The 23,923-nt window shown below is 34.6% G+C and carries 22 protein-coding genes, 1 tRNA gene and 3 pseudogenes; 14 read left to right on the forward strand and 12 right to left on the reverse strand.

From position 1 onward, the window contains the following. Positions 1-170 precede the first annotated feature (170 nt). Together OPR52_RS01930 and OPR52_RS01935 are read left to right on the forward strand one after the other, a co-directional pair. Entirely contained in the window at positions 171-1,805 is a 1,635-nt protein-coding gene (locus OPR52_RS01930) for a ribonuclease J (protein WP_012673044.1), read from the forward strand. A 5-nt stretch (positions 1,806-1,810) separates the two neighbouring features. Further along, entirely contained in the window at positions 1,811-3,073 is a 1,263-nt protein-coding gene (locus OPR52_RS01935) for a Tol-Pal system protein TolB (protein ID WP_006279726.1), read from the forward strand. 41 nt (positions 3,074-3,114) lie between these two features. On the opposite strand, the gene gatC is transcribed toward OPR52_RS01935, so the two are convergent. From gatC to OPR52_RS01950, 3 genes are all read right to left on the reverse strand, one after another. Next, positions 3,115-3,468 carry an Asp-tRNA(Asn)/Glu-tRNA(Gln) amidotransferase subunit GatC gene (gatC, locus tag OPR52_RS01940; RefSeq protein WP_265038338.1) on the reverse strand — a complete coding sequence of 118 codons (354 nt, stop codon included), beginning with the start codon at positions 3,466-3,468 and terminating at the stop codon, positions 3,115-3,117. Further along, on the reverse strand, positions 3,458-4,384 hold the full coding sequence (locus OPR52_RS01945; RefSeq protein ID WP_264723118.1) for a ribose-phosphate diphosphokinase: 927 nt from the start codon (positions 4,382-4,384) through the stop codon (positions 3,458-3,460). Before OPR52_RS01945 ends, gatC begins: the two co-directional genes overlap by 11 nt. A gap of 303 nt (positions 4,385-4,687) precedes the next feature. Then, entirely contained in the window at positions 4,688-5,554 is an 867-nt protein-coding gene (locus OPR52_RS01950) for an ankyrin repeat domain-containing protein (RefSeq protein WP_006280296.1), read from the reverse strand. Positions 5,555-5,872: 318 nt separating this feature from the next. On the opposite strand from OPR52_RS01950, the gene OPR52_RS01955 reads away from it, so the two are divergent. Further along, entirely contained in the window at positions 5,873-7,843 is a 1,971-nt protein-coding gene (locus OPR52_RS01955; protein WP_265038339.1) for a WD_0033/WD_0034 family tandem repeat-containing protein, read from the forward strand. Positions 7,844-8,106: 263 nt separating this feature from the next. Here OPR52_RS01955 and OPR52_RS01960 read toward each other — a convergent pair. Together OPR52_RS01960 and OPR52_RS07825 are read right to left on the reverse strand one after the other, a co-directional pair. Further along, a protein-coding gene (locus OPR52_RS01960) for an IS5-like element ISWpi1 family transposase (RefSeq protein ID WP_265037890.1) occupies positions 8,107-8,939 on the reverse strand; the annotation gives its coding sequence in 2 pieces (ribosomal slippage) (positions 8,107-8,570 and positions 8,570-8,939; 834 coding nt in all). A gap of 58 nt (positions 8,940-8,997) precedes the next feature. Continuing rightward, positions 8,998-10,041: pseudogene (locus OPR52_RS07825) on the reverse strand (IS3 family transposase). Positions 10,042-10,177: 136 nt separating this feature from the next. Here OPR52_RS07825 and OPR52_RS01980 point away from each other — a divergent pair. Beyond that, entirely contained in the window at positions 10,178-10,885 is a 708-nt protein-coding gene (locus OPR52_RS01980; RefSeq protein WP_006279877.1) for a pyridoxine 5'-phosphate synthase, read from the forward strand. Here the strand turns inward: OPR52_RS01980 and OPR52_RS01985 are convergent. The 3 genes from OPR52_RS01985 to rplM form a co-directional block, all read right to left on the reverse strand. Beyond that, entirely contained in the window at positions 10,878-11,189 is a 312-nt protein-coding gene (locus OPR52_RS01985; protein ID WP_006279876.1) for an HU family DNA-binding protein, read from the reverse strand. The two genes, OPR52_RS01980 and OPR52_RS01985, sit on opposite strands and share 8 nt — an antisense overlap. Before the next feature lie 146 nt (positions 11,190-11,335). Further along, positions 11,336-11,791 carry a 30S ribosomal protein S9 gene (gene rpsI, locus OPR52_RS01990; RefSeq protein ID WP_006279875.1) on the reverse strand — a complete coding sequence of 152 codons (456 nt, stop codon included), beginning with the start codon at positions 11,789-11,791 and terminating at the stop codon, positions 11,336-11,338. Between the two features lie 10 nt (positions 11,792-11,801). Continuing rightward, positions 11,802-12,260, reverse strand: a complete 459-nt coding sequence (gene rplM, locus OPR52_RS01995) for a 50S ribosomal protein L13 (protein ID WP_010082596.1) — start codon at positions 12,258-12,260, stop codon at positions 11,802-11,804. A 129-nt stretch (positions 12,261-12,389) separates the two neighbouring features. Between rplM and OPR52_RS02000 the strand changes: the two genes are divergently transcribed. The 7 genes and pseudogenes from OPR52_RS02000 (at position 12,390) to OPR52_RS02030 (ending at position 18,283) form a co-directional block, all read left to right on the forward strand. Beyond that, entirely contained in the window at positions 12,390-13,613 is a 1,224-nt protein-coding gene (locus OPR52_RS02000; RefSeq protein WP_265038340.1) for a TolC family protein, read from the forward strand. Positions 13,614-13,632: 19 nt separating this feature from the next. Beyond that, positions 13,633-14,208: a PopZ family protein gene (locus OPR52_RS02005; RefSeq protein WP_010082598.1), complete on the forward strand. Its 576-nt coding sequence runs from the start codon at positions 13,633-13,635 to the stop codon at positions 14,206-14,208. A gap of 76 nt (positions 14,209-14,284) precedes the next feature. Then, the gene (locus OPR52_RS02010) at positions 14,285-14,863 is read left to right on the forward strand and encodes an RlmE family RNA methyltransferase (RefSeq protein WP_015588787.1); all 579 of its coding nucleotides are present in this window, start codon (positions 14,285-14,287) and stop codon (positions 14,861-14,863) included. A gap of 308 nt (positions 14,864-15,171) precedes the next feature. Next, complete coding sequence (locus tag OPR52_RS02015) at positions 15,172-15,339, forward strand: hypothetical protein (protein ID WP_265038341.1); 168 nt, start codon at positions 15,172-15,174, stop codon at positions 15,337-15,339. A gap of 277 nt (positions 15,340-15,616) precedes the next feature. After that, the gene (locus tag OPR52_RS02020; protein WP_265038342.1) at positions 15,617-16,060 is read left to right on the forward strand and encodes an ankyrin repeat domain-containing protein; all 444 of its coding nucleotides are present in this window, start codon (positions 15,617-15,619) and stop codon (positions 16,058-16,060) included. A gap of 80 nt (positions 16,061-16,140) precedes the next feature. Further along, on the forward strand, positions 16,141-17,334 hold the full coding sequence (locus OPR52_RS02025) for a hypothetical protein (protein ID WP_265038343.1): 1,194 nt from the start codon (positions 16,141-16,143) through the stop codon (positions 17,332-17,334). A gap of 116 nt (positions 17,335-17,450) precedes the next feature. Continuing rightward, positions 17,451-18,283, forward strand: a pseudogene (locus OPR52_RS02030) (IS5 family transposase). 28 nt (positions 18,284-18,311) lie between these two features. Here OPR52_RS02030 and OPR52_RS02035 read toward each other — a convergent pair. Together OPR52_RS02035 and OPR52_RS02040 are read right to left on the reverse strand one after the other, a co-directional pair. Then, a pseudogene (locus OPR52_RS02035) lies at positions 18,312-19,322 on the reverse strand (phage terminase large subunit); the annotation flags it as partial. An 83-nt stretch (positions 19,323-19,405) separates the two neighbouring features. Then, positions 19,406-19,642 (reverse strand): hypothetical protein, encoded by a 237-nt coding sequence (locus OPR52_RS02040; protein ID WP_265037886.1) that lies wholly within the window; start codon positions 19,640-19,642, stop codon positions 19,406-19,408. Positions 19,643-20,075: 433 nt separating this feature from the next. Here OPR52_RS02040 and OPR52_RS02045 point away from each other — a divergent pair. Continuing rightward, positions 20,076-20,149 (forward strand) — tRNA-Arg (locus OPR52_RS02045). Positions 20,150-20,157: 8 nt separating this feature from the next. Here OPR52_RS02045 and OPR52_RS02050 read toward each other — a convergent pair. Further along, complete coding sequence (locus tag OPR52_RS02050) at positions 20,158-21,108, reverse strand: complex I NDUFA9 subunit family protein (protein ID WP_265038345.1); 951 nt, start codon at positions 21,106-21,108, stop codon at positions 20,158-20,160. Between the two features lie 50 nt (positions 21,109-21,158). Further along, positions 21,159-22,688 (reverse strand): UDP-N-acetylmuramoyl-tripeptide--D-alanyl-D-alanine ligase, encoded by a 1,530-nt coding sequence (locus OPR52_RS02055; protein WP_265038346.1) that lies wholly within the window; start codon positions 22,686-22,688, stop codon positions 21,159-21,161. 183 nt (positions 22,689-22,871) lie between these two features. Between OPR52_RS02055 and OPR52_RS02060 the strand changes: the two genes are divergently transcribed. After that, the gene (locus tag OPR52_RS02060) at positions 22,872-23,648 is read left to right on the forward strand and encodes a hypothetical protein (RefSeq protein ID WP_264722935.1); all 777 of its coding nucleotides are present in this window, start codon (positions 22,872-22,874) and stop codon (positions 23,646-23,648) included. Positions 23,649-23,664: 16 nt separating this feature from the next. Continuing rightward, the gene (locus OPR52_RS02065; protein WP_006279579.1) at positions 23,665-23,922 is read left to right on the forward strand and encodes a hypothetical protein; all 258 of its coding nucleotides are present in this window, start codon (positions 23,665-23,667) and stop codon (positions 23,920-23,922) included. Position 23,923 lies beyond the last annotated feature (1 nt).

Below are 23,923 nucleotides of genomic sequence, written 5' to 3' on the forward strand. Positions count from 1 at the left end.
GGTTTTCATTTAATCCTGCAATTCTTTGACCTTATTAATGGAAAACTTAACAATAGTGTTATTATTAGCCAACAGAAACTTCTTAGTTCCTTAAAACTATGTAAAAGCAATAAATTTCTTTATTTAAGGTCGAAGTTTTGCTATTCTCAGGTTTTAATAATTTAAATTTAATGAATATAAACAAAAATGAGTTTTTATTTCTTCCGCTTGGGGGAGTAGGAAGAATCGGGATGAATGTTAGCCTATATCATTACCAAGGTAAGTGGATTATGATCGACCTTGGTGTTGGTTTTGCAGATGAAACTATGCCAGGTGTTGAGCTGCTCATTGCTGATATAGATTTTATTGCTCAAAGAAAAAAAGATTTACTTGGAATAATAATTACACATGCACATGAGGACCACTGCGGTGCAGTGCCCCACTTATGGGAAGAGTTGCAGTGCTCCATATATACAACAAAGTTTACGGTTAATTTTCTTAAAGAGAAACTAAAAGAATTTCGATTGGAAGGTATAGTGCCTGTGAAAGAGGTAGACATAAATGGCAGCATAAATTTGGGTCCTTTTACCGTCGAGTTTATAAATGTAACTCATTCAATTCCTGAGGCAAATTCAATATTAATTAGCACTGAAATGGGTAGTGCACTCCATACCGGAGACTGGAAATTTGATCCAAAACCTGTTGTTGGATTAACTTCTAATATGGAGCGTCTAAAAGAAATTGGCGATAAAGGTGACCTGCTTGCAGCAATTTGCGATTCAACCAATATATTAAGCAAGCATCACCCTGAGTCAGAAGGTGAAATTTATAATAATATTTATAACATAATAAAGCGGTCTAAAAAATTAGTTGCTGTTTCGCTATTCGCTTCAAATGTGGCACGAATTGAAACGATAAGCCAAGCTGCAAAAGCACTAAATAGAAAAGTAGTTTTACTTGGTAGATCTTTATGGAGAATAGTGAAAGTTGCGCAAGATAGTGGTTATTTAACTGATTCTCCTCAGTTTCTTGAAGCAAAGGAAGCAGTAAATTTTCCAAGGGAAGAACTGGTGCTACTTTGCACAGGTTGTCAAGGTGAGCCACTGGCAGCTACCGCAAGACTTGCTGCTAAGAGTCATCAAGCATTTAAAATGCAGCAAGGTGATACCATGATCTTTTCGTCAAAAATCATTCCTGGAAATGAAACTCGTGCGCACAACATGCTCAATGCCTTTATTGAGATGGGGGTAGAAGTTATTACTGAAAAAACAGAGCATGTTCATGCTTCTGGGCATCCAACAAGAGAAGAGCTAAAGGAAATGTATTCTTTAATAAAACCGAAGATGTCTATTCCAGTTCACGGCGAATATATTCACACGCATGCACATGTAAAATTTGCTAAAGAGTGCGGTGTGGCAAAAGCAATAATGATTGCACCAGGTGATATTGTTAATTTGGAGAACGGAGAAAAGGTTGATTCAATTGATGTTGACTACTTTGGTATTGATGGTATGTTGCTACGTCATCCGGAGAGCAGTGTTATAAAAATGCGTAAAAGAATGAGAGATGCCGGAGTTATTGTGGTAACAGCAGTTGTAAACAAGAAAAATAAATTGCTTGCTAAACCAAAAGTATTTGTACCTGGTGTTTTTGAAGTGCTAGAAGATGCAGCTACCATACAGAAAATTGTCAAGAAAGTTGAGTCGTTGTTTAGTTTGCAGCCAACAAAAAAAATTAAAAATAAGATTGAAAGTTCAATATTGAGTATCTTAAAGGAATATTTACTAAAAAGACCTATAATTGAGGTTCAGATAGAACAGGTATGAAATGAATGAAGCTATTCGTTCATCTGGTGTTATTTATTTCGTTATTTATTCCTTATTTTACAAAAGCTGCTTTATATGTTGATATAAAAAAAAGCAGTGTTGGTAACATTGGTCTTGTTGTATCTAAATGTACATGTAAAACAGCGTTGGAAAGCGAATTAAGCGAAAATATTGCAAAGGTAATAGGAACAAATTTATCTAATTGTGGCTTATTTAATGTAAAACGTGGCGCGGAAGCTGAATCTAAATCTTGGAAAAGCGATACTGTAGTCACAGTAAGTTTAAGCGAAATATCTGGTAGTGCATTAGAGCTATCATTTCGTTTATTTGACGCTTTTACAAAAAGAGAATTACTTACTCAGTCAGTTGTTTTTCCAGCAAAAGACTGGAGAAAAATTGGTCACCTCGTTTCGGATGTGATACATGATAGATTAATTGGTGAGAAAGGGCACTTCAACACAAAAATCACGTATATCGCTGAAGAAAAAGATAGCAACTACAAATCTGTGCGTAAAATTGCTGTGATGAATCAAGATGGAAGTAATATAAAATACTTAACAAATGGCGATAGATTTGTGTCAACACCGAGATTCTCACCAAATGGAAAGGGCATTGTTTATATCTCGTACGCAAATGGTAAAAGTTATATAATATTAAAAAATTTAAAAGATAACACTGAATCAATAATCAGCGCATTTGAAGGAGTTGTTTCTGCACCAAGATTTTCTCCCGATGGTAAATCTCTTTTAATTTCCCACTCATTGGGTGGTGAAACGAATATATTATCTTTGGATTTAAGTAGTAAACGAACAAAAAAAATTACTAAAGGTTCAGCTATAAGCACTTCTCCCTCTTTTTCTCCAGATCAAAAGTATATGGCTTTTAGTTCTGATATAAGTGGGAGTCAGCAACTGTACGTTATCGATTTTACTAACAAAAGTAAAAAACCTAAAAGAATTAGTTTTGGGAGTGGAAGATATGCTACGCCTGTTTGGTCGCCAAAAGGAGATCTGATAGCTTTTACAAAGATTCAGTCAGGAAAATTTTACATAGGAGTTATGAAGCCAGATGGCAAAGAAGAACGTCTGCTTTCAGAGGGGCATAAAATTGAATCCCCGGCATGGCTACCAAATGGTAGAGAAATCATTTTTACAAGAACAGAATCACCAAGCAACTCTAAACTATATTTAGTAGACTTAGTAAAGAAAAATCAAAAAATGGTTTCCACTCCCACAAATGCTTCTTTACCGGATTGGTCTTATTTTTGAAAGTAGATCTATTATAGATTTGATATGAGCCTTATTTTACTTTAATTGCTTATAACCTTTGGCACTACGAAATACCCATGCTCAGGTTTTGTATTGGACAATATCTCTTCTTTAATATTTTGAGAATTTATAACATCATCGCGTACATGAATATCCTTGTCTATACTGCCATAACGCATAGGAGAAACACCTTCAGTATTAACTTGCAATAAAGTATCGTGTATCCAATCCAGCATTGTCAGTTCTTTGGAGTAGTGATCCATCTCGTCATTTGATAACTTAATCCTTACAAGCTGTGCAATTTTAAGCATTTCTTCTTTGGTAATTGTTATTTTTCTCTTATTTGCAAATTCTATTAGTGAAGTAATAACATCTTCTGTTGACTTAGCTGGCATTTCTACCTCCTTGGATGAAGTGAGTTAAAATATTTACAACCGAAACAACTTCTATTTTACCAGTTTTTTCAAGTTTGTGAAGTATGGTATCCGTAATCACTAATTTATCTAAAGAAGAGGAAGAGATTTTCTCAACTGCACTTCCTGAAAGCACACCGTGTGTGATGCATGAAGTTACGGATTTTGCTCCACAATTTTTTAAAGCAAGAGCTGCATTACACAACGTTCCACCAGAGTCGACTATATCATCAACAATGACACAATTTTTGTTTGCAACTTCTCCTATTATGTTCATTACTTGAGATGTGCCTGCTCTCTCCCTATATTTATCTACTACAATAATCTTATCACTTAACCCTATCTTGTACTTTTCCTCTAAAGCTCTCGCAAAAGCACGTGCTCTGCCAATTGCTCCAACATCAGGTGCAACAATTGTCAAATTTTCCGTGTTTATAGAGTCAACAAATGCTTCAAAGCAGTTCAAATTAGTTATCGGTACATCAAAGAATCCTTCAATTTGACTTGAGTGCAAATCAATAACTGCAACACTACTTGCACCTGCAGTTTGAATAAGATTTGCAACTAATTTAGCACTTAAAGCAGATTGCATATTATTGTTCTTGATAATTCTATCTTGCCTGCTATATCCATAATAAGGGATAATTACTACTATCCTTTTGGCTCCTAATCTATTTACTGCATCAATTATAAGCAGAAGCTCCATAAGGTTATCATTCACAGGTGGAGAAAGAGATTGTACTATGTATACTTCTTGATTATACAGATCATTTGCTACTTCTACATTTACCTCACCATCGGTAAACTTTGATATCCAAGCAGAGGATGGTTGAACATCTAGCCGGTTAACTACTGATTCCCCTAATTCCTTACTAGCATTACCTATTATTATCTTCATAACGCACTAATTGAGTTTTTAAGATTATACAGAAATTGTGAAATAATTGAAATGTAAGTTTCTTTATCTAGTATTCTTGTCGGCGAATTAGGTATCTCTTGTACAATGACCTGTCATTTTCACGCGTTGTTTCAATATACAGACCCAAATTGAAACAACTATACAAAATCCTGCTTATGTTTCAAGATAAATGACTTTAATGAAATATAATTTATCTAGTCATTTGTATCTGCTAACATACTACACTTCCCATTGTAGAGCCTCTGCAACTTACTGAAATTTATAATCGCTTTATAAAAAGCTTTATACTCTTTGCTTAATTGGAGGTGCTACCTCTGCACTTTCTGCTCTGTCTAGGGTACTACTTGGTTTTTCTGCAGTAATTTTTTGAATGCTACCATCTACCTTATTCTTGATATCTGCTCCATATGATCTTAATACTTCAATAGCTTTCTCGTTTCCACTATTCAGCGCAATATCCAAAGCATCCATTCCATCATTATTTTTGTGGTTGATAAAATTCTCTAACTCAAAGATTTTTATATATTGCTCAATGATGAATTCTACCACTTTTCCAGGGCAATTATTAGCGGCAGGAAAGAGTACTGCATTGTTATTATTGTCTTTCTTTGTTACATCTGCTTTGAGCTTGTCTATCAAATACTTGATAATTTCTATTCTGCTATCATCTTCTGCTTCAGTGCACTGCCTAGCAGCTAAAAACAGAGCTGTTCGCCCATTATTGTCCACATCTTCAATATCTTGTCCCTTATCAATTAAGGCTTGTATTATATTTTTGTTCCCATACAAAGCAGCAAAGTGAAGAGGAGTATACCCTTCGGTACTTTCTCTTTCATTAATCAATGCACCATGGCTAGCTAGTAATTCTATAAATTCTGGCGTATTTGCAAAAACTGCAAAGTGCATTGGTGTTAGATCATCTTTACCATGATTTTGAGTTTTTGCATTAACGTTTGCTCCATTTTTTATCAGCAATTTTGCTATTTCTAATTGTTTGCGTCCGATGGCAATATGCAGTGGCGTACGATTGCGTTCATAATGATCATTGACGTTTGTGCCACATTTTATTAGTAGTTCTGCAGCTTCAATATTACCTTCCTGAATTGCAACGTATAAGGAAGCATATCCATCTTTTGTTTCCTCTGTCATACGAAATTGCGAACATGTTAGTTCATATATTATTAAGGATTATTATTAAGTTTTTATTAATACAATATTAATGTAGCGGGATGACGGTTTTTCAAATTATCGTAAGTCAGTTTAGCTATAGCTACAAGTTTCATTCTTCCCTTACAAATAACTTTACTGCGTCCTTTTTTCGGATTCAGAATTAGCAAGAAACGTTCTTGTAAGGTGGTCTACTAAAATTTTGCTTTATAAAACAATGTCTGAACTATGCAATTAATACATTATCAACACAACTGATTCATAAAAGCAAATATTATAACCACGAAGAGAGGAAATGTTATGCTTAGTTTAATAAGAAAGACCTTGAGAAAAAAAATGACTCATCAGGTAAACGATTCGAAATTAAAAGAGAAAGATGAAAAAAGTATTTTAAAATTAGCATCAAAAATAAAAGGCAAAAAAAGTAGCATTGCTGAAGAACTAGAAAAAATATCTAAAAAGGAAAAACAAAGGATTCTTACTACGGAAGTAAGCAAACATCGGGGTAAAGAATCAACTTTTACACTACTTACTCATGCTATATTTTGCGAGAATAGTCAAACTGTAAAGGATATTTTGCAACAAGCCGAATTAAGCAACCTTTTAAAGAGTGTTCTTAGTGCAAAAATAATTAGTGATGATTCATTAATTTACACACCACTTACTTATGCCATATTATGTAAAAATAGCAAAGCTATTGAAGAAATTTTAAAAGTCTCTAAAGGAAACGATATTCTGAAAGATATTCTTAACGCAACAACAACTATAAAATATCTAGATGGTCGGAGAGCAACTGTTACACCACTTGCTTGTGCTATACTATGTGGAGATAGTATAGCTATTGAAGAAATTTTAAAAGTCTCTAAGGAGAAAGATATTCTTAACACAACAGCAACTATAAAATATCCAGATAGCCAGAAAGTGACTTACACACCACTTACTTATGCTATGTTCTGGAAGGATAGCAAAGCTATTAAAGAAATTCTAGTAGCAGCTAAAGGGAACAGTACTCTTCTGAAAGATATTCTTAACACAACAACAATTATGAAATATCTAGACTGGGAAGTGGCTTATACACCACTTGCTTATGCTATACTACGTAAAGATAGTATAGCTGTTGAAAAAGTGTTAAGAGTAGCTAAAGAAAAAGGTATTCTGAGAGATATTCTTGACGCAACAACAACTATAAAACATTTAGATAGCCGGGAAGTGACTTACACACCACTTGCTTTTGCTATGTTCCGGAAGGATAGCAAAATTATTAAAGAAATTCTAGTAGCAGCTGAAGAGAACAGTATTCTGAAAGATATTCTTGACGCAACAACAACTATAAAATATCTAGATGGTCAAGAAGAAATTTACACACCGCTTACTTACGCCATATCATGTAAAAATAGCAAAACTATTGAAGAAATTTTAAAAATCTCTAAAGAAAACGATATTCTGAAAGACATTCTTGACGCAACAACAACTATAAAATATCCAGATGGTCAGGAAGAAACTTGCACACCACTTGCTTATGCTATACTACGTAAAGATAGTATAGCTGTTGAGAAAATGTTAAGAGTAGCTAAAGAAAACGGTATTCTGAAAGACATTCTTAACACAACAATAACCATAAAACATAAAAATAATCAAAAAGTAACTGATAAGTTACTTGCCGCATTACATGATCGCAAAGTTATTCAAGAAATTTTAGACATAGCTAGAGAAAACGATATTCTGAAAGACATTCTTAATGCAACAATAACTATAAAATATCCAGATAGTGAAGAAAAAATCTACACACCACTTACTTATACAATATCATGTAAAAGCAACGAAGCTTTTAATACAACAAGAGCTATAAATCAAGATGGTCAGGAAAAAACTCACATCCCATTTCCTACCGTTTCCGTACTTGATGAAAGAGAAACTGAATTAAAATTAAAAGAAAAAAGACAAAGTAGAAGAGATGAGGGATTAAATTTTAACAATGGTAGTAGTGACAAAAATGTTGAAATAAAAGTTAATGGGGATATCTTGTTGCAGCATAGTAGTGGAACTAAAAATGAAATAAATCATACTGCTGTACGTAATGATGTAGGGGGGGTAAAGCCTCTAATAGAAAGTAGAGTAAATGTTAAAGTACAGAATATAAATGCAGTGATTGCAACTTCTGTGACACTTGAGTTGGTAGCTAGTAAAATAACATGTGTACTGTCAAAACCCACCACTAAATTGGAAGAAGTAGCTATAACATATTTTCAAGGTTTAGCACTATATTTGTGAAACTTAATTTATATGTGCTAAACAAGATGCTGATTAGTTTTATAGCTAACCCAAGAAAGGTTTCCCTACGTCATACCGCTAACAAGTAGCGGGATGACGATTGTCGTTTAGCCATAAATATTTAAGAAATTTACCAAATGAAAAAAAAGGCAAAAGAAGCCCTGGGGTTATTATCTGCTTTAAAATATTGGCGTTTTTTATGGTTTAAACGCTTGACAAGCAAGATTTAGCTGCTTTTAGAGGTTGTCCGGAAACAAGTAAATTCAAGCATATTCCCTCTTTAACATAACCCTACTCATAGCTAGGTATATGAAATTCTCAGTGGATGTTGTGAGTAAATCATACTCCTTCGATAGCCTTCTATTCCTATTAACCCAAGCAAAAGTCCTTTCTACAACCCATCTTCTTGGCTGTACTTTAAACCCTTGTTCTCTTGTTGGTAGTAGCTCAGGTGGCGTATCTTTGTGCACCCAAAATCTACATGTAGGCCTTTTAACAATTTCAATATCTATGTCATATTCTTCCTTTATGTGATTCTTTAAATTTCTTCCTTGGTATCCCATGTCAGCCCACATTTTTTTAACTTTAGTATATTTTGTTCTCATATTGTTTAATGCTATTTTAATACCATCTCTATCATTTTCGTTAGCAGCGCCTACGTAACAACCTAGTATAAAACCCTGAGTGTCTGTAATTATATGCCTTTTTCTACCCTTTACTTTTTTACTTCCATCATAGCCTTTGATCCCCCCTTTTCTGTAGTCTTTACAGATTGACTATCTACTATACAGGCACTCGGCTGCTCATTCCTTCCTATTTTTCTTCTACTATATTTTGTAATTTCATAATTCATTTTCTCAAAAATTCCCTGCTTCTTCCATTGCCTGAACTGCTCATACACAGTCTTCCATAGCGGAAAATCATTTGGTAAATACCGCCATTGACACCCTGTACGCAATACATAGAAAATTGCTTCTAATATTTCTCTTTTGCTATACTTTGGCGGCCTTCCTCCTTTCTTGTATGATACTCTGAAGTGTTTTTCTATTCTTGCCCATTCCCTTTCGCTTAGATCTGTTGGATACTTTTTTCTCATCTTTACCCCGTACTAAAATTTCAGATATTATAGCCTTTTACTTGTTTCCGGACAACCTCTAATAGTGACGTTGTTTGTTATAAAAAATTTCTATATATTCAAATATAGCAGTTTTGATATGCTGTTTAGAGTGCCGAGAGGTGTCTATTGGTAACTCCCTTTTTAGAGAACTGAAGAAGCTTTCCACAACAGAATTGTCGTAACAACAACCTTTATGATTCATCTATGTTTTTTATGGATAAGAGATATTGATAACCTTGCAAAGTATATTGTGAACCTTGATCACTATGTAATAGTAGATTTTTAACAGGTTTACGCCTATTAATGGCCATTAATAAAGAGTTCATAACCAATTGTTTATTTATTGCACTACTCATTAACTACCATACGTGAGAATTATTGCTGCCAAATATAGCCATCCCTCCTTGGTTTTGATGTAAGTAATCCCATACTTTATTTGGTTGATCAACAATAAAGTTTTGATCTAGTATATTGGGAGCTACAGCTCTATTATCTGTTTGTTGTTTTTTAATTTTAAATTTTCTTCTCAATATAGCCTGAATACCATTTTTCTGCATAATACTTTGCACTGTTTTTAAGTTGCAACTTTTACCCAAAGCCTTCAATTCAGCATGAATTTTAGGAGCTCCATATCTACATTTAGAAACTTGATATATTTTTTGAATAGCTTCGAGTAGCTCTTTATTTGCTGATTCTCTACTGCTTATTTTTCTTGTGGTCCACTTATAGTAGCCACTAGCAGAAAATCCTACATAATTCCTGTACTTTATAGCAGTTACTATATAAAAAAATATTTTACTCTTTTTGACTGGCCAGGGCTTTTTTTAAAATGTCTCTTTCCCTTGTTACTCTTGTTTTGTAAATCAAACCTCTCTTTGTCGTAAGGAGCCATGTTACCTCTACCTGGAAATGCATCTGCTGCCGACTTTTTTTCGTTGTGTTTCTTTATCCATTTTCCTAATAAACCACCCTTTATTCCTAAATCCTTTGCTATTTTTGTAATTGTTTGACCTGCCTTTCTTTGTTCATTTGCCAGCTTAACAGCTTCCAATTTGAATTCTGCCGTATATTCTCTTGCCATTTCTAATCCTCCAAAATTTTATTTTACCCGAAAAAACTCCTTTCTTTCTCTCCACTTTTTCTGGGTAAGGTCAAACAATGACTATGCAAAAAACCTAATAACATGTATAATCTATAAATAATTTCTGAGGTAGATTGTGAAACTAGGTGTTAATATCGATCACGTTGCAACCCTCCGCAACGCACGCGGAACTTCTTATCCAGATCCATTGAAAGCAGCAGAAATAGCCATTGACGCTGGAGCAGACTTTATTACTGTACACTTACGAGAAGATAGAAGGCATATTAGAGATGAAGACGTATTTAACCTAAAAAAAAGCATTAGCACTGAGTTAAATCTTGAAATTGCAGCCACGGAAGAAATGCTTGAAATAGCAAAAAAGGTAAAACCCTATTCGATTAGTATAGTACCAGAAAAAAGAGAAGAATTAACAACCGAAGGTGGCCTGGATATCGTGAATATGCACAGTAAACTTTCTAGTATAATAGAGGAAATGCATAGCTCTAGCATAAAAGTCTCACTGTTTATCGATCCAAATATTGATCAACTAAAATATCTTGAAAAGCTAGGGACAAAACCTGACATAATAGAAATTCACACAGGGGATTACTGTGATAATCCATCAGAAAAAAAGTTACAGTTAATTACTAATGCTGCAGAGTACGTCAATAAATTAGGAATAGAATGCCACGCAGGACATGGCATAACTTATAAACACGCTAAGAAGATGACAAGAATACCTCACATCTCAGCTCTTAACATAGGCCACTATTTAATTAGCGAAGCTGTATTTTACGGCTTACACAGCGTAGTAAAAACAATGAAAATGACAATGTCTAACTAACTGCTGCTTTTTCCTTCTCATTTAAAATACTTAAAAGAGTTTGGCTTGCTTTAAATTTTACCCTTGTCTTTTTAGGAACAGTCATGATCTCACCACTTTGGGGGTTACGACATTGTTTTTCCTGACTGATAGCAGTAGAAAATGTTCCTATTCCATGCAAACGTATTTCACCTTTCCCATGCAGCTCATTCTTTATTATTTTGATAAACGCATCATGAATCTTGCTCAAATCAGATTTTGTTATATCTATATTCTGACTAGAACAATCTTCCTTTAATTGTTTTATTATATCTTCTTTACTCATAAATTACCTTAATATTGAAAAAATCACATAAATAGCATATTATGTTGACACCGATAGTCAACTAAATTCATCACAAAAATAGAGGATATCATACATTTTTGCAAATATTTGTATAATACTTACAAAAAAACACCCCTATAAAATAACTATCTCTTAGAAAATTGACACTTTTTCCGAGCTTTATGTTGACCATATTTCTTACGTTCAACAACACGTGAATCTCTAGTTAAGAACTCACCATTACGTAGTATAGAATGCAAATCTTGGCTTACACTACTTAAAGCTCTGCTTATTCCATGAGCTAGAGCACCTGCTTGACCAGATAGCCCTCCACCTTTTACAGTTGCAAATACATCGTATTTATCCAATGTGGAAGTTGCAACAAATGGCATTTTTACTATTTGGCACACTGACTCTCTTTTAAAATAAGAAATTAGATCGCCTTTTTTGTTAACACTAAATTTTCCACTCCCCGGCTTTATCCATACTCTTGCTACAGATTCTTTTCTTCGGCCTGTAGCATATAAACGACCAAGCGAATCAACTGCTGATTTAATTGTCTTTTCTGACCAATCATTGTTATTTATTGTAGAACTCTTCATTTTTACTCCATTACTTTTTATTTTTACGATTCAAAGAGGCAAAATCTATCTTTTCAGGTTGCTGTCCTTGATGCTTATGCTCTGAACCAGAATAAACATACAAATTTTCAAAGCGTCTACGTGCCATAGGCCCATCATCAAGCATCCTTTTCACTGCCATTTCTATTACACGCTCAGGAAATTTGCCATTTAAAATATTATCTGGAGTAGTTTTCTTCAAACCACCAGAATAACCTGTATGCTTATAGTAAATTTTATCTTTAAGCTTCTTTCCGGTGAAATGCACCTTTTCTGCGTTGATAATAATTACATTATCGCCACAATCCATATGAGGTGTATACTCAGGTTTATGCTTTCCACGTAATAGTGTCGCTACAAATGCTGCAAGCCTCCCTACCACTAATCCTTCTGCATCTATGACAAACCACTTTTTATTGATTTGTTTCTCCTTTAAGAAAAAAGTCTTCATTATTTGATCCAACAATAGTAAGCTATGATATACTTAATTTCTCAATAGTGTCAACAATATTAGTTATTGATTATTAAAGTAATTTATGTTAGTAATTGAGCTGCGCAACCAATATGCATAGGAATTAGAATGTTTCGATTGATTATCACACTTGCGATCATTTTTAATACTATAAGTTGCTATGCAACCGATGTGGGAGAAGTGATAAGCAAAGCCATCAAAAATAGCTCAAAAATAAAGTCTCAATTTTACCAATATAAAAGCGCAGAAAAACACTATAAATCTTCTGGGTTAGCTGGATTTTTACCTGACATTAATTTGCAATACAATTTCGATAGTAACTTTAATCTTGATACATCTGAAAGAAAACTTACATTGCGCCAGAAATTAATCGATGGCGGTGGTACCTTTGCCACATTCAGTCGATCAAGCCATCTTCTCAAAGCAGAAAAGATGCGATTTCAGCAATTAAAACAAGAGCTTGCACTTAATGCTGTGAAAGCATATGTTAATGTTTTACAAAAGACAGAAATATTAAAGCTCAGAGAACATAAAGAACGCGTTTCTTTGGAACATTTGTCAGCTATGAAAAAACGCTTTTCCCTTGGAGAGGTAACCAATGCTGAAGTTTTGTTAGCAAAAGCAAAATTTTCGTCTTCTATATCCGAAAGAGTTGATGCTGAAGGTAAATTAAAGTTGGTAAATATTGCTTATTATCATTTGATTGGCGAAGATGCTGATGACCTTTCTGAAGCTAATGATAAACTACCTTCTGTTCCAGAGCTAAATGAATGTTTACAGTTAGCAAAAACCAATAATTTATCTCTAAAAGCAGCAGTTTATCAAAAAAGAGCAGCCGGAATGGAAGTGATTGCTGAAAGCTCCAAGTGGCTTCCTTCTTTAAATCTAAGTGCAAGCAAAAATTTTGGGGAGGATGGTATGAAGGTAGACAAACTATTAGAAAATGTTCATGTAGTTTTTACTCTTGATGTTCCAATCTTTAAGAGAGGAGTTAATGCTTTTGGTGTCAGTAAAGCTAAAATGGATGCAAAAAAATCTACCTACGATTATTATGAAACGGTAAAAAATATAGAACAAGCAGTTGTAAATGCTTGGAATAATGTGTTGACAGCAAAGGCCATTATCAAAGCAAGTCAAGAAGCGGAAAAAGCAGCAGCTCTAGCATTGGAAGGAGTTGAGCAAGAAGTAAACTTAAATTTAAAGAATACATCTGACCTTTTGGACACTGAAGATGCATTATTTAAAGCACGTTCAGACTTAGTTGAAGCAAAAAGCAATTATGTGATTAGTGTTTACAACTTGCTTTTTATGATAAATAGTATAGACCTCTAAATTTAATGGTATTAGCACTATGCATGATGAACAAGGCAATCAATCTGTAAAAGATATCCTAGAAGATATAAAAAAAGCTATATCGGGTAAAAACGCGAGTAACGATAAAGCAGAAATAAAGGATGAAAATGATGATGTGCTATACCTTGAGGAAGAGTATCCAGAAGAAATAGAAGAAGATGGCAAAAAAGAAAATAATGAAAAAGAGGACATTGATAATGATGACCAAAGTGAGGAAATGGCTTGCAACAATAACCAATTTAATGGCCATAGCTACAATTCAGAAGAAAAAAAAGATATTTATTTGTACGATAATATCCAAATGAGTAATAACAAAGCGAGTAATAGCGGCTTACAAGCGCAAAATAACGATCATCTAATTTTAAAAGAGAATATGGAAGAGATCAAAGCGTTGCTTGGAAAAATGCAAAACGAATTACAGCATAAACAACAAAAAAAAGCGAACCTTACTGTTGAAGAATTAGTTACATCTCTTTTAAAACCTCAGCTCTCAGAATGGCTGAATAAATATCTACATGCACTGGTAAAAGAAGTAGTTGAAAAAGAGCTTAAAGATATAATCAATAATAAGTAGGGTATTAGCAATAAAAACTAGAGTAAAGACGGCTAGAGGCAGAAAACTATCTTCAACAAGGTGGCTACATCGTCATTTGAATGATCAGTATGTGCAAAAAACTAGCAAGGATGGTTATAGGTCACGCTCAGCATATAAGCTGGTAGAAATGGATAACAAATTTAAATTATTCCAAGAAGGGCAAAAAATTATTGATCTTGGTGCTTCTCCTGGTGGATGGTCACAAGTTGCATCTCAGAAAGGTGCAAATGTGGTTGCTCTTGACATAAAACCAATGAACGCAATTAATGGAGTAGAGTTTATACAATGTGATATTATCAATGAGTTTGAAATTTTAAGAGAAAAATTCAAGGATCAAAAATTTGATGTAATTTTATCTGACATGGCCCCCGAATCTTGTGGTTTAAAATCGTTGGATCATATCAGAATTATGCTTTTATGCGAAGCAGCGCTCAATTTTGCAAAGCATTTCTTGAGTCATGGTGGCACGTTTGTAGTAAAAATTTTCCAAGGAGAATCTGATAAAGATTTTTGTAACGAGCTAAAAAAAATGTTTAAAACAGTAAAATACTTTAAACCAAAGTCAAGTAGATCTGAATCTACAGAAATGTATTTGGTAAGTTTAGGCTTTATTGGCAGCAGACTTTCTATATAATATTAATCTAGGTAGTCCGCAGAAACAAAAAACTTACTTGACAAACTCCGCCAGCCCCCTTATCATGAAACTGAAGCTATTGTATTTGCTTTCGCCAATCTGCAGATTAAAAGGTAAGGATTACTTAATGTATCGGCGTCTTATGTTTAATTTTTTGCAGTATATAGATACTGTATGTCTTTACAAAACTTCATCTACATCTAGATTTTTATCTAAATAAGCTGAACGCGCTTATAAAGCGTTACAAGACATCAAAAAATGCCAATACTCGACAGAGATAGTAAAAGACTAGCTAACTCGGGGATTCTTTGTCTTTTTTTCTGCTTAGTAAACTTCTTAAACATTTGCAGCGTAAGTTAGTTGCAATTAAAAGCAGCTTAATCTTGCTTGTCAAGCGTTTAAAACATAAAAAACGCCAATATTTTAAAGCGGATAATAACCACGGGGCTTCTTTTGCCTTTTTTTTCATTTGGTAAATTTCTTAATGTTTATAGCTAAACGACAACCGTCATCCCGCTACGTGTTAGCGGCTAAGAGATACCGAGGCGGTATGACGTAGGACTGCTGTGACACCATTATAGAGTGAACCAGTGTCAGCTACTTGCATAGAAAATGTTTATGACTAATTTTTAGATCAAACATGGAATTTCGACAAACTTAACTTTTTTGTGAGATGGTTCAGCAATAATAAATAAATTAGGTGTAAAAGTTATGGCAATAGAAAAGGAAAAGTTTTTTGAAATAATATGCAATGTGAGTGAGAGTAAAGATTTGAATGAGGATAATTTGCTCCAAAAAATAAAAGATGAGTTATGTAAAAAAGATTATGCAGAATACGACAAGTTTAAACGTAATTTTAGTAAGGAGCATCAATTCAGTATAAAAATTTCAGACAAAATAGAAGATTGGACATTATTACATCTTGCTGCGGCATGTAACAATTTATTGACAGTAGAACTTCTACTAGAAAAGAAAGTAAGTGTTAACGCTCGAGTGAAAGATGGATCTAAAGATGGTGGACTAACTGCTTTGCACATTGCTTCTTCTTATGGCCATGAAAACATAATAGAGCTGTTACTAAGTGATAATCGAGTTAATCCTTCATTGAAAAGCAAAAATATGACTCCAAGAGAGATGGTTGGTGATGTGCCAAATAGGGATACTATAGCCTTTCTTATAATAGTCCGAATGCGATAAGATATGTGTTTATGGCTATAGCAGGCCAGTAGCATATTACGGTCTGTTCGGATTATTGTAAAAAGAGCTATATAATAAAAATGTTAGAGGCAGCAGAAAAAAGTTATCGTACAAAGCCTAAGGAAAACGCAAAAGATCTTAATATAAAGATTGAAGGAGAAGGTCACTACCATTTATTGCAGGACAGTCATGGAACTCCGGCAAAAACTGTGAAAAAAAGAAGTAATGCAGCTGCTGCACCAGCAAATGTTATAAGTCCTTATTTGAAACAACACGATGCTACACGTAATGATAAACAGACTTCTGTTACGGGTGAAAGTAGTGACAGTACAGCAGATGAGCAATGCCTACGTGTTAGTGTTAAGAATATGGTAGAAAAAATTGAGTCATCGAAAAAAACAAATGCTACATATAGTGATAAACGGATTCTTACTGATGAAAGTGATAGTGAGGACAGCGGTCTAGAATTAGGACTTGAGACTGCATCTAATACCTCTTCCCGTTCCGAAATAAATCATGATGGGGCAAATCATGTTGAGGAAAATGTTGATAATCAGACTCTAGAAAACGCACTGCGATCTCAAAAGGAAGAGAATCAATCACTAAAACAACAAATACAAGATCTAGAAAGTAAAAACACAACACTTGAGGGTGGACTAGGAAAAGCGCAAAAGGAACTAACAGAATTGAGAAATTGTGTCACTGAACATGAGACTAAATTGGAAGTACTGGAGAAACTCAATGAAGAGAATGAATCACTAGAACAAAAAATACAAGATCTAGAAAGTGAAAAAGCAACGCTTAAGGATAAATTAGACAAAACAGAAAGTCAGTATTCTAAAGCAGAAGTGTTGTTAGAAAAAGCGCAAAAGGAACTAGAAGAATCAAAAAGTTGTATAGCTAGACATGAGACTAAGTTGAAACAATTCAATAAAGAGAATGAATCACTGACACAAAAAATAAAAATTCTGGAGAATGAAAACACACCACTTGAGGGTGAACTGGGCAAAACTAAAACAAATGAAGTGTCACTAGAAAAAGTAGGAAAAAGACAATTTTCCCCAAAAGTTGCCTACGCGAGCCTTGCAGCTATGTTAGCAGTAGGTGCTGCTCTTAGTATTGCTTCCGGATTGTCTGCTCTATTAATAGTTGCAGCTTCTGTGGTATCTGCACTGATAGCCGGTGGCATTACATACACAATATCAAAACCCATCGCTCCTGACACTGAATTGAAAGAAGTGGATATTCAAGGTTCAGCACAACGGTGTTTGTAAAACTTAGCACCCACAGCTGCACGAACATTGTCCCAGGAGGTAATGTTCGTACAGTTAGAGGTTGTCCGGAAACAAGTAAAAGGCTATAATATCTGAAATTTTAGTACGGGGTAAAGATGAGAAAAAAGTATCCAACAGATCTAAGCGAAAGGGAATGGGCAAGAATAGAAAAACACTTCAGAGTATCATACAAGAAAGGAGGAAGGCCGCCAAAGTATAGCAAAAGAGAAATATTAGAAGCAATTTTCTATGTATTGCGTACAGGGTGTCAATGGCGGTATTTACCAAATGATTTTCCGCTATGGAAGACTGTGTATGAGCAGTTCAGGCAATGGAAGAAGCAGGGAATTTTTGAGAAAATGAATTATGAAATTACAAAATATAGTAGAAGAAAAATAGGAAGGAATGAGCAGCCGAGTGCCTGTATAGTAGATAGTCAATCTGTAAAGACTACAGAAAAGGGGGGATCAAAGGCTATGATGGAAGTAAAAAAGTAAAGGGTAGAAAAAGGCATATAATTACAGACACTCAGGGTTTTATACTAGGTTGTTACGTAGGCGCTGCTAACGAAAATGATAGAGATGGTATTAAAATAGCATTAAACAATATGAGAACAAAATATACTAAAGTTAAAAAAATGTGGGCTGACATGGGATACCAAGGAAGAAATTTAAAGAATCACATAAAGGAAGAATATGACATAGATATTGAAATTGTTAAAAGGCCTACATGTAGATTTTGGGTGCACAAAGATACGCCACCTGAGCTACTACCAACAAGAGAACAAGGGTTTAAAGTACAGCCAAGAAGATGGGTTGTAGAAAGGACTTTTGCTTGGGTTAATAGGAATAGAAGGCTATCGAAGGAGTATGATTTACTCACAACATCCACTGAGAATTTCATATACCTAGCTATGAGTAGGGTTATGTTAAAGAGGGAATATGCTTGAATTTACTTGTTTCCGGACAACCTCTAATTGTTGAAACCGCAGTATCCCAACTTTGAGTTACATGCGAAAGATCGTCAGGAAAATTTCTATAGCGCTTCAACCACTCTCGTTTAATTATACCACTTGAAAGTGGCAGAGGGTTCTGTTGATATTGTGCAGCAAAAGCGTAACTCCCAAGTTCAACCTTTATCATCTCAACTTCTTCTTTTCCTCTATCGAGGGGATATAGCAACTGACCTTCTTCTCTTGAGTATAAAATCCTTGCAGGTGCAATGCGTGATACTGGTTTATTATACAGCCACCCGATGCGCTCATTTATAGTTACTTGGATGACAGGAACAGGAGGCGCTGGCTTTTTGATTGAATAAATGATCTCCTTATTTTCAGAAATCATCGGTAAACAAGTATGGTTCCATATGTTTTTCGGTTTGGAGAGAAGGTGCCCGGTTAAGTCCTCCTGGTGTAGCCTGTGCATCACAAGAACGATGACTCCTTTTTTTCTATCGTTGAGCCTGGTTACTAAAGTCTGGTCAAACCAGTTTGTAGCACGCTTTCTAAACGTTTCACTCAAAGCTTGAGCAGAACTGAGCGGATCGTCCACGATGATGAAATCTCCACCTTCACCGGTTAACGTCCCTCCAACTGATGTTGCAATTCTGTATCCTCTCTGCACTGTTTGAAATTTATATTTAGTATTCTGATCTTTGGATAGTTCTACTTCTGGAAATAGCGCTCTATACCAACTAGACTGCATCACGCACCTGGTGTCGAGCGAGTGTTTTTCGCTGAGCCGCTGAGAATAACTTGCAACTATTATTCTCGCAGTTGGTTGGTTTCCCAGTATCCATGCGGGCCACGCAACACTTACACATATGGACTTCATCGAACGCGGAGGCATATTGAATATTATTCGTTTCACTTCACCAGCGCTCGCTGCTTCCAGCCTGTCTGCTATGACTTTTATATACTGATAATCGTTATACTCACACCCCGGCACTACCGTTTGAAAGCATAACTCAATGAATTTTAGAAAGTTCATGATATAATGTTGAAACCAGCGCGTGACGCTGGGATGACAAAAAAAGGAGCACTGAAGGCTATAGGTGAGACGTCGCGGTATCTCTAGATCCCGCTAACAAGCAGCGGGATACTTAGGGATGACGGTTGTTGTTTAGCTATAAATATTAAGAAATTTACCAAATGAAAAAAGGCAAAAGAAGCCCCGTGGTTATTATCCGCTTTAAAATATTGGCGTTTTTTATGTTTTAAACGCTTGACAAGCAAGATTAAGCTGCTTTTAATTGCAACTAACTTACGCTGCAAATGTTTAAGAAGTTTACTAAGCAGAAAAAAAGACAAAGAATCCCCGAGTTAGCTAGTCTTTTACTATCTCTGTCGAGTATTGGCATTTTTTGATGTCTTGTAACGCTTTATAAGCGCGTTCAGCTTATTTAGATAAAAATCTAGATGTAGATGAAGTTTTGTAAAGACATACAGTATCTATGTACTGCAAAAAATTAAACATAAGACGCCGATACATTAAGTAATCCTTACCTTTTAATCTGCAGATTGGCGAAAGCAAATACAATAGCTTCAGTTTCATGATAAGGGGACTGGCAAGGCTTGTCAAGCAAGTTTCTATATAATATTTTCTAAAATAAATAGACTTCTCGCATCCAATTTTGGCAGCGCGCGACACACAACTGCAATGACAAGGTGTCGCAAGATAAACATCATATTCACACGAAGTACTTGACTTCACTTGTACTAAGAAGCATTTTATATATGTTGTGTGCCCGTAGCTCAGCTGGATAGAGCAACAGCCTTCTAAGCTGTGGGTCGTAGGTTCGAATCCCACCGGGCACACTCTTTTATCAATACTTTCTATAAATCTTCAAGTACTCTGGCACCACATTTTCAATTGCTAATGGTCGAACCTTCATTGTTTCAAGGTCAACTGACTTTTCGATTGAACTATTCATCATAACTTTCACCTGATCTTGAGTAAGCATAGGGTTCGTATCTCCGGTTATTGGTTTTAGCAGCATAGAAATAATTTTATTTTCTAAAAAGAAAGCTATTAACTTTGCCATTGGAAAAGATACATTGATCAACAAACACTTTCTGTTAGTAACATTCAGAATAAACTTCAATAAGCTTTTGAAAGAGTAAACCTTTGGTCCACCCATGTTATAAATTTTCTTGTCTTGCTTATTAAAACTGATAATACGATATACCACTTCAACTAAGTCTGTTACACATATTGGCTGAAATTTAGTTGTTCCATTGCCAATTAGTGGTAAGAAAGGAAGAATAGTTGCTAATCTTGCAAATTTATTAAAGAAGTTGTCTTCTTTACCAAATACAAGGCTTGGCCTAATTATTATTGCTTTTTGAAATGCTGAAGTTACAGCTTTTTCACCTTCCAATTTACTTTTGGCATATTTTGACAACTTGCTATTTTCTATTCCCATAGCAGAAAAATGTATCATCATAGGTACATTTTTCATTTTTGCAGCTTTTGCTATCCTTTCAGCTATTTTAACGTGAACAGCGTAAAAATCGTGCTTTTTTGCTTCATATAATATTCCCACTAAGTTTATAGCTACATCACATTCTTCCATACCCTCCAGAACTGATTTTTCATCAAAAAAATCGCCTTTAAATATTGATATTTGTCCTAAATTGCCACACAATTTTAAACAAGCAGCTTTTTCCTGATTACGAGTGAATATCTTTATTAAATATCCTTCTGCTGCCAAGCGTCTTACGATGTGTTTCCCTATAAACCCCGTTCCACCAAAAATAATTACACGTTTTGTCACAATTAAAGTTCCTAATAATTTGTTACTGTAAATTAATACAATGATTTCGCTTAATATTTTATTACGAATTCCCGTACAATAAGATCCATTTTCATTCCTCGTGAGCCTTTAACTAGAATTGCGTCATTATTCTGAATAATGTTAGCTAAATCACTTTTCAATTGATTAGAATCATTAAAATGCGTGCCTCTTATATTATCTGGCAAAAGCTCATGCAATTCTAACATAAATTTACCAACTGTATAAACTTTATCTATATTATTTTCTGTGATAATCTTAACCAAATCTGTATGAAACTCTATGCTTTCATCACCAAGTTCCAACATATCACCAAGCAAAGCTATTTTTCTCTGATTAGAATATGTACTCAAAGTTTTTATTGCAGTTTTCATCGAAGCAGGGCTGGCGTTATAGGAGTCATCAATTAAATGTATATATTTTTTATTGCATTTGACCTTATGAATATTGCCTCTACCTTTCGCTACACTAAAATTCTTAAGTGCAAGTGGTAATTTTGATAAATCAAGTCCGAGGCTTTGCACAACTGCTGCAACAGCAAGTAGCGAATAAGCAAAATGCTCACCTTGTACACGTAAATTACAGTTTATAATTTGATTATCACTCAGCCTGATTTTTAAACTTAATCTATTAGCAACTCGGTTTGATGTCATTCCAGCGCGTGACGCTGGAATCCAGTCTTTATTATACAACCGTCTGATATGCTCATTTGCAATTGAACTTCCTGGATCCAAGTAGTCAAGCACTGGGATGAAAGAAGATAGTGCTGAAATGACAGAAGATTCATCGTTTCTTATTAAGTTTAGTAAACAAACTTCAGCATTTTTATCTTTACCGAAGCTTATTACATTTCTATTGGCGTGTGATGAGAGATAATCATAATATTTATTATCTCTGCTTAAAACCAAAGTACCGTTATTTTTCATACCATACAGAATTTCTAACTTCGCTTGTGCAACGTCAAATAGTGATGAAAAATTTTCAGTATGTGCAGGTTCGATGTTGGTAATAACTGCAATATTCGGATTACTAATTTTTGATAATTCTTTTATTTCACCAGCTTTATTCATTCCCATTTCAAGAATTAAGTACTGGCAGTTTTTTGGAGCTTTTAGAATTGTCAAAGGCAACCCTATATTATTATTTAAGTTACCTTCGTTTGCATGGGACACTCCATATTGCGATAAAACAGTGTGTAGCATATCCTTTGTAGTGGTTTTTCCGACACTGCCTGTAACTGCAATAACTTTAGCATCAATAAGAACATTTCTAATGTAATATGATGCCATATCGTGCAAAGCTTTCAGGGTATCTTGTACAATAATGAGAGGGAAACTTTTATATTTACCCTCATTCACTATTGCAGCGACAGCCCCTTTTAAAAACGCTTCATGCAAAAAATTATGGCCATCAAAATTCTTTCCCTTGAGGGCAATAAATAAATCACCTTTTTTTATGCTTCTTGTGTCCGTTGAAATATTTGAGCTATGTATCCAATTACAACCATTTACGTCTCTTCCGCCAGTTGCATCAATGATATTATTTGTGTTCCATTTAAACATAATTTAGAGTATTCTTTATAATAAATTGAACAATAAAAGTAGCGAAAATACTACATGTTTTAGATAATGTACAAATAATGGTTGCAATCCCTATAATTCTATCTTATAATGGATATAGAAGTTTAAATTTTTTCGTCTATAATTAAAATGTATTTAGTTGTAGAAAGTAACTTGGAGGTGTGTATGCCAAAAGACGACCAAAATGAAGAATCTACTTCTATACTAGCTAAAGTTGGTAATGCAGCTTCGGGAGTAGGAAGTTTTCTGGGTAGAGGTGTAAAAGTTCTAGTCAAGGGTGCAGTATACCCTATATGGCCAAAGAATTGGTTTAAGTCCTGGGATGAAATGCGGCACGACATAAAAAATGGCGGGCGTTCTATTATTGGCAACCCACTTGAAGAATATGATCCACCCATAAAAACCACACAAGCTAGTAAAGATCTTGGTGTAGAAATAACAGAGCAAAAGAAAGGGACAGGAAAGGTAAGTTTTTTAGCATCAAGGACTTTGACAGGAGATATACCTTACTTGAGCCCAGAGCAATTAAATACAATAAAAAAAGATTTATCGAATGTAACTATTTTTAGAGGAGAAAACAAAATTGTAGTTGAAGTTAATGTTAAAAAAATTACCAATGACATTAAAAACGATCCTAAACACAAAGGAAAGAGCGAGAAAGAAATAAAAGAGCTTGTTCTTAAAGGAATTGCTAATAAAGTTGACGAAGACCTTAAGAAGCTGGCAAAAATTACCGGTGGAGAATTTAAAATTCATACAGACTTAAAATTGCTAAATGGTATTGCAGAAAAATTGTATTATGATAATCAAAAGCAGTCATCAGACAAAGTTGTGAAGTCTGATGTTGGTCAGCCTTCAGAAACTATAGCTTCAGGTGAGAAAAAATGGGCGCAAGAAGCTATAAAAGCAGGTAAGTCGCAAAGTTGTGGAATGCAAAAATAAGTTATAGGGGAGTATTATGAGTGAAGCTAAAAAAATAGAGGAAAGACATCATAGTCTAACTGTTCCTGGGGATATGTATCACTTACAACCAGGAGTTATTACTGGAAAAAGGGTAAGTGGAATAGAACCCTTTTTGAAAGAACAGCAGGACATGGTAAAAGTAAGGGAACTTGTAAGCTCTTTAAATCTTGAAGATGCTTCTGGTGAAGCGATAAAACCACTATCTACACCTAATGTAGAGAAAAACGAAGAAAGAGGGAAAGGTCGCTCTTAAA

Origin of the sequence: Wolbachia endosymbiont (group A) of Hylaeus communis (assembly GCF_947251915.1) — a bacterium.
GTDB classification, from domain to species: Bacteria; Pseudomonadota; Alphaproteobacteria; order Rickettsiales; family Anaplasmataceae; genus Wolbachia; species Wolbachia pipientis.